The 4,092-nt window shown below is 70.1% G+C and carries 3 protein-coding genes; all 3 read left to right on the forward strand.

Annotation, left to right across the window (positions count from 1 at the left end):
- Positions 1-161 precede the first annotated feature (161 nt).
- The 3 genes from lpxC to recN all read left to right on the forward strand — a co-directional run bounded on the left by lpxC (position 162) and on the right by recN (position 3,993).
- Positions 162-1,100, forward strand: coding sequence for a UDP-3-O-acyl-N-acetylglucosamine deacetylase (gene lpxC, locus VED21_RS05285; protein WP_324881275.1), 939 nt, complete (start codon positions 162-164; stop codon positions 1,098-1,100).
- Positions 1,101-1,498: 398 nt separating this feature from the next.
- Complete coding sequence (locus VED21_RS05290) at positions 1,499-2,317, forward strand: outer membrane protein assembly factor BamD (protein WP_324881277.1); 819 nt, start codon at positions 1,499-1,501, stop codon at positions 2,315-2,317.
- Complete coding sequence (recN, locus tag VED21_RS05295; RefSeq protein ID WP_324881276.1) at positions 2,284-3,993, forward strand: DNA repair protein RecN; 1,710 nt, start codon at positions 2,284-2,286, stop codon at positions 3,991-3,993. Before VED21_RS05290 ends, recN begins: the two co-directional genes overlap by 34 nt.
- The last annotated feature ends 99 nt before the right edge of the window (positions 3,994-4,092 follow it).

Genomic DNA, 4,092 nt, shown 5'->3' on the forward strand with positions numbered 1-4,092 from the left:
TCACCGGCACTGCAACATTTCGTAATAAAGAGTGATTTGTCCTCGCCCCAGTGCAGTGCTAGGTAGCAGATGCGGCCCCATGCCAAGTTGAATCGCTGGCCCCACCAGCAGATGGAGACGAGGCGGCCCGACCGACAAGACCAGATCAGGATCATCCCGCGATGCAAATCGGTGGTATCTCGAACGGACTGTTTCAGCGCACGCTGAAGAGGACGATTCGCAGCAGCGGCATCGGCCTGCACTCTGGCTCGACCGTCACGGTCACCATCGCCCCGGCGCCCGCCGACAGCGGCATCACCTTCGTGCGCACCGACCTGCGCGGCCGCGGCGCGGAGATCCGCGCGGCCTGGGACAACGTGGTCGACACCCGCCTGTGCACCGTCATCGGCAACGCCGACGGCGCCACGGTGGGCACCATCGAACACCTGATGGCCGCCTTCGCCGGCTGTGGCATCGACAACGCCGTGGTGGGCATCGACGCCGCCGAGGTTCCGGTCATGGACGGCAGCTCCGCCCCGTGGGTGGAGATGTTCGAGCGCGCCGGCATCGTCGAGCAGCCGGCCCGGCGCCGCGCCATCCGCGTGCTGAAGGCAGTCACCGTCGGCGACGGCGTCAAGTCGGCCACCCTGACCCCGGACGACAGCCAGACCTTCAGCTTCGAGATCGACTTCGACTCCGCCGTGATCCACCACAAGGCGGGCAGCGTCGACCTGTCGGCCGAGAGCTTCCGCGACGAGATCGCCCAGGCCCGCACCTTCGGCTTCCTGCACGAGGTCGACGCCATGCGCAACGCCGGGCTGGCGCGCGGCGGCTCGCTCGACAACGCGGTCGTCGTCGACAAGGAGCAGAACCGCATCCTCAACGCCGAGGGCCTGCGCTTCGAGGACGAGTTCGTGCGCCACAAGATCCTGGACGCCATCGGCGACCTGTACCTGGCCGGCGGCCCGATCATCGGCCACTTCCACGGCGTGCGCTCCGGCCACGCGCTGAACAACCAGCTGCTGCGCGCGCTGTTCGCCGACCGCAGCGCCTGGTGCTACGACGCGCCGGCGGCACTGCTGCCGACCGGCTGGACCGAAGCCCGCCGCGCCGTCGCCTGATCCGGCACCACACCGGCCCGGACCGCCCCGCCCTCCCCTTCCGGGGAGGGCGTTTTCGTTTCGCGCCCCCCCTCCCCTGCCGGCGACGCGCGATTTGAGTCGTGCAAAGCCCCCTCCCCTGCCGGGGCGAGGGAACGCGCACGCGCGACAACAAAGGACAAAGTTAGGGCAAAAAGCAGACAAAGAAGATCAGCAAAATTCCCTATGTATTTGATTTTACTGACTTCTTGAAACACTCCCGCCGCGACCCCACATCGCCTGGACCCGGACGCGGCGGCGGTGTTTGCGCCGTCCGGCCGTTTCCGCCCCGGAAAGCCCCCTGCCCCGCCTCATGCGACTTGCCGCGCTGACGCCGGAGCGTGCTATATAGGGGCACCTCTCACGGTCTTATGACGACGATGCCCTTCCGCCAATTCCGCGCGCCGGTCGCCGCCTGCCTCATCACCCTGGCGCTTGCCGCCTGCTCGTCCGACAAGGACGAGATGCCCTATGTCGAGCGGCCGCCGGAGAAGATCTTCGACGAGGCGGAAGCCAACATGCGGTCGGAGAACTACAAGACCGCCGCCAAGCTGTTCGACGAGGTGGAGCGCCAGCACCCCTACTCGCAGTGGGCCACCAAGGCGCAGCTCCGCGCCGCCTACGCCCATTACGAGGACCTGAAGTACGACGACGCCATCCTGGCGCTCGACCGCTTCATCCAGCTGCACCCCGGCAGCCCGGAGGTGGCCTACGCCTATTATCTCCGCGCGCTGTGCTATTACGAGCAGATCACCGACGTGCGCCGCGACCAGCGCATGACGCGCCGCTCGCTGGACGCGCTGGCGGAGGTGGTGCGCCGCTTCCCCGACACGCCGTACGCCCGTGACGCGCGCCTGAAGATCGACCTGACCAACGACCACCTCGCCGGCAAGGAGATGGAAGTCGGCCGCTTCTACCTGAAGCAGGGCCAGCACACCGCCGCCATCGGGCGCTTCCGCACGGTGGTGGAGCAGTACCAGACCACCTCGCACGTGCCGGAGGCGCTGCACCGCCTCGTCGAGGCCTATCTGGCCCTCGGCGTGGTGGAGGAAGCGAAGACCGCCGCCGCCGTGCTCGGCCACAACTATCCGGGCAGCGATTGGTACGTCGACAGCTATGCCCTGCTGGTCGACGCCAACGTCCGTCCGGCGCGAGACGAGAAATCGTGGATCAGCAAAGCCTGGAACTCCCTGTTCTAGGGCGGTCCCAGCTGCTGGCGCTGACGATCCGGGACGTCGTCCTGATCGAGCGCCTTTCGCTGAACTTCCGCCCGGGATTGTGCGTCCTCACCGGCGAGACCGGTGCCGGCAAGTCCATCATGCTGGACGCGCTCGGCCTTGCCCTCGGCGCGCGCGCCGAATCGGGGCTGGTGCGCCATGGCGCCGAGCAGGCCTCGGTCACCGCCGAGTTCGAACTGTCCGGCGACCACCCGGCCTTCGCCATCCTGCGCGAGCAGGGTCTGGACGCCGATGACCGTCTGGTCATCCGCCGCACGGTCAGCGCCGACGGCCGCTCCCGCGCCTGGGTCAACGACCAGGCGGTGGGCGTGGGCCTGCTGAAGCGCCTGGGCGAGGAACTGGTGGAGGTGCACGGCCAGTTCGAGACGCACGGCCTGCTCAACCCCGCCACCCACTGCGGCGTGCTGGACGCCTACGCCGGGCTGGACACCAAGGTCGCCCAGGTGTCCGCCGCGCACCGCGCGTGGCGGCAGGTGGAGGACGCGCGCGCCAACGCCGCCGCCGAGATCGCCCGCGCGCGGTCCGAAGAGGAGTACCTGCGCCACGCCGTGGCCGAGTTGGACACGCTGGCGCCCAAGCCGGGCGAGGAAGCGGAGCTGGCCGAGACGCGCGCCGTGCTGATGCACCGCGAGAAGGTCGTCGACGCGATGAACTCCGCCTTCGCCGAGCTGTCGGGGGAACGCGGCGTCGAACGCTCCCTGGGCTCGGCCCTGCGCACGCTGACCCGTATCGCCGAGAAGGCGGGCGGCAAGCTGGACCCCGCCATCGCCGCGCTGGACCGCGCCGCCACGGAAGCCGCGGAGGGCATCGCCGCGCTGCAGGCGGCCTCGGCCGACATGGACATGGACCCGGCGGCGCTGGAGAAGCTGGAGGAGCGGCTGTTCGCGCTGCGCGCCGCGTCGCGCAAGCACGGCGTCGACGTGGACGCGCTGGCGGCGCTGCGCGACGACATGGCCGGCCGGCTGGCGATGATCGAGGACCAGGGCGACCTGCTCGCCCGCCTCGCCAGGGAAGCCGAAACGGCGCGCGAGGCCTACCGCAAGGCGGCCGAGGAGCTGTCCAAGGCGCGCCAGAAGGCGTCCGGCCGGCTGGACAAGGCGGTGGCGGCCGAGCTGCCGCCGCTGAAGCTGGAACGCGCCAAGTTCCGCACGCTGGTCGAGGCGCTGCCGGAAGCCGAATGGGGGGCGACCGGCATGGACCGCGTCGCCTTCCAGGTCGCCACCAATCCGGGATCGCCACCGGGGGCGCTGAACAAGATCGCGTCGGGCGGCGAGCTGGCGCGCTTCATGCTGGCGCTGAAGGTGGTGCTGGCGCAGACCAGCACGGTCGGCACCCTGGTGTTCGACGAGGTGGACACCGGCATCGGCGGCGCCGTCGCGGCGGCCGTGGGCGAGCGGCTGGAGAAGCTGGGCCACGGCCTGCAGGTGCTGGTGGTGACGCACAGCCCGCAGGTGGCGGCGCGCGGCTCCGTCCACCTGAAGGTGCAGAAGTCGGTGAAGGGCGAGCGCGTGTCGACCGGTGTCGCCGAACTGGACGGCGACGAGCGGCGCGAGGAGATCGCCCGCATGCTCTCCGGCGCCACCGTCACCGAGGAGGCCCGCCGCGCCGCCGACAGCCTGATCGCCGGGCGCGGATAGCCGCCCTTCCCAATCCGGAACCCTGATGCGCGCGGACGTCGGTTGCCCGCGCGCGTCGCGCGTGTTTCCCTCGCCCTCCCCCGAACCGGAGGCGCGCAT

This window comes from Azospirillum sp. (genome assembly GCF_035627195.1).
In the GTDB taxonomy this organism is placed as follows: Bacteria; Pseudomonadota; Alphaproteobacteria; order Azospirillales; family Azospirillaceae; genus Azospirillum.

Coding starts and splice junctions, on each gene's coding strand:
- VED21_RS05290 (WP_324881277.1), top strand. CDS start 1,499: ATGCCCTTCCGCCAATTCCGCGCGCCGGTCGCCGCCTGCCTCATCACC.
- lpxC (WP_324881275.1), top strand. CDS start 162: ATGCAAATCGGTGGTATCTCGAACGGACTGTTTCAGCGCACGCTGAAG.